Raw genomic sequence first — 2,635 nt, 5'->3', positions numbered from 1 at the left:
CACCGGCGCGGGGGTGCTGCCGTGCCGTCGTCGTCCTCCGCCGTGCCCGCCAGCACCCCCGCGCCGGTGCCGCCGGTGACCGCCGAGCCGGCCCGCGGCACCCAGTCCGAGCTGGGCGGGGACGTGTCCTACACGCTGCCGCAGTCGGCCCTGCTCCCGGCCGGGCCCCAGCCGAAGGAGCGCTCCGAGGCCAACGACCGGGTTGTCGCCGCGCTGACCACCACGTTCACCGAGTTCAAGGTGGACGCCCAGGTCACTGGGTTCTCCCGCGGGCCGACGGTGACGCGCTACGAGGTCGAGGTCGCCCCCGGCACCAAGGTGGAGAAGGTGACGGCGCTGGAGAAGAACATCGCGTACGCGGTGGCCTCCTCGGACGTCCGGATCCTCAGCCCCATCCCGGGCAAGCGCGCGATCGGCATCGAGATCCCCAACACGGACAAGGAGGTCGTGGCCCTCGGCGACGTCCTGCGCTCGCAGGCCGCCCAGCGCACCGACCACCCGATGGTGATGGGCGTCGGCAAGGACGTGGAGGGCGGCTACGTGGTGGCCAACCTCGCGAAGATGCCCCACATGCTCGTGGCGGGCGCCACCGGCGCCGGCAAGTCCTCGTTCGTGAACTCGATGATCACCTCGATCCTCATGCGCTCCACCCCGGACGAGGTGCGCATGGTGATGGTGGACCCCAAGCGCGTCGAGCTCACCGCGTACGAGGGAGTGCCCCACCTGGTCACCCCGATCATCACGAGCCCGAAGAAGGCGGCCGAGGCGCTGCAGTGGGTCGTCAAGGAGATGGACACCCGCTACGACGACCTCGCGGCGTTCGGCTACAAGCACGTGGACGACTTCAACAAGGCCGTCCGGGCCGGCCAGGTGAAGCTGCCGCCGGACTCCAAGCGCGTGCTGCGCCCATACCCGTACCTGCTGGTCATCGTGGATGAGCTCGCGGACCTGATGATGGTCGCCCCGCGCGACGTCGAGGACGCGATCGTGCGCATCACCCAGCTGGCCCGTGCGGCCGGCATCCACCTCGTGCTCGCCACGCAGCGGCCGTCCGTGGACGTGGTCACGGGCCTGATCAAGGCCAACGTGCCCTCGCGCATGGCGTTCGCGACGTCGTCGGTCACGGACTCGCGCGTGGTCCTGGACCAGCCCGGCGCGGAGAAGCTGCTCGGCCAGGGCGACGCCCTGTTCCTGCCGATGGGCAAGTCCAAGCCCATGCGCGTGCAGGGGGCGTGGGTCAACGAGTCCGAGATCCACGCCGTCGTGGAGCACGTGAAGTCGCAGATGCAGGTCCAGTACCGCGAGGACGTGATCCCCGAGAAGACCGAGAAGGTCATCGACGAGGACATCGGCGACGACCTGGACCTGCTCCTGCAGGCCGTCGAACTCGTGGTCACCACGCAGTTCGGCTCCACGTCCATGCTGCAGCGTAAGCTGCGGGTGGGCTTCGCGAAGGCCGGCCGCCTCATGGACCTCATGGAGTCCCGCGGCGTCGTGGGCCCCTCCGAGGGCTCCAAGGCCCGCGACGTGCTGGTCAAGCCCGACGACCTCGCGGACGTGCTCGCCACCATCTCCGGAGACACCCCGCCCTCGGCCACCTCCGGCGACGGCGACGCCTCGGCGTCGGCCGGTCCGCGCGACCTGGTGCAGGAGGATCTGGACTCGCGCCCGGCCGCCGTGGACTGGAACGATGAGGACGACGACGAGGGATCGGAGGACGCGTGGCAGCTGACGGGCAGATGAGCACGGCGGGTGGGGCGCAGCACGTGTCCGCCTGGAACCTGCCGAACATCCTGACCTCGGTGCGCATCCTGATGGTGCCCTTCTTCGCCTGGGCGCTGTGGGCCGGCGGGCCGTGGGGCGGCGACTCGCTCGTCGCCCGCTGGGTCGCGCTGGCGCTGTTCGCGGCGGCCATGTACACCGACAAGCTCGACGGGGACATCGCCCGCGCCCGCGGGTTGATCACCGACTTCGGCAAGATCGCGGACCCCATCGCGGACAAGCTGCTCACGGGCACGGCCCTCGTGCTGTTCTCCCTGCTGGGCGAGCTGTGGTGGTGGGTGACCATCGTGATCCTGGTGCGTGAATGGGGCATCACCCTGATGCGCTTCGTGGTGATCCGCTACGGCGTGATGCCGGCCGGCCGCGGCGGCAAGCTCAAGACCGTGCTGCAGACCGTGGGCATCGGCCTGCTGCTCCTGCCCCTGGCCCCGCTCGTGGGCGGCTGGTGGCCGTGGGCCGGATGGGTGGTCATCGGGGCCGCCACCGTGCTGACGGTGCTGACCGGTCTGGAGTACGTCAAGGACGCGTGGGTCCTGCGGCGGGACGCGCTCGCCGCCCAGCGGGGGGCCTGAGGCGATGACCATGGCGGCGGCCCGGGACGTGGTGCACGCGCTCGCGGACGCGGGCCTCACGGTGGCGACGGGGGAGTCCCTCACCGCCGGTCTGGTGGCCGCGCGCCTGGCCGACGTCCCCGGGGCGTCGGCCGTGCTGCACGGGGGCGTGGTGGCCTACCAGAACGCCGTGAAGACCGGCCTGCTGGGTGTGCCGGAGGACCTGCTCGCGCGGGTCGGGGCGGTGGACGCGGACGTGGCCCGGCGGATGGCCCTCGGCGCCCGGGCGGCCCTGGGCGCCG

General features: G+C 71.7%; 3 protein-coding genes. All 3 read left to right on the top strand.

Annotated features, from left to right (window positions below):
- Positions 1-1,743: DNA translocase FtsK (locus tag D8M29_RS10695; protein ID WP_148111585.1), on the top strand; the 1,743-nt coding region annotated here is incomplete at its 5' end.
- Positions 1,740-2,354, top strand: a complete 615-nt coding sequence (locus tag D8M29_RS10690) for a CDP-alcohol phosphatidyltransferase family protein (RefSeq protein ID WP_060974316.1) — start codon at positions 1,740-1,742, stop codon at positions 2,352-2,354. The genes D8M29_RS10695 and D8M29_RS10690, both read left to right, overlap by 4 nt.
- Positions 2,355-2,364: 10 nt before the next feature.
- The coding region (locus tag D8M29_RS10685; RefSeq protein ID WP_238693389.1) for a CinA family protein at positions 2,365-2,635 on the top strand (271 nt) is incomplete at its 3' end.

The sequence above is a fragment of the Micrococcus sp. HSID17227 genome (assembly GCF_003989405.1).
Taxonomy (GTDB): Bacteria; Actinomycetota; Actinomycetes; order Actinomycetales; family Micrococcaceae; genus Micrococcus; species Micrococcus luteus.
The sequence above is the reverse complement of the archived record's forward strand: the minus strand, read 5'-3'. Positions and strand labels throughout refer to the sequence as shown.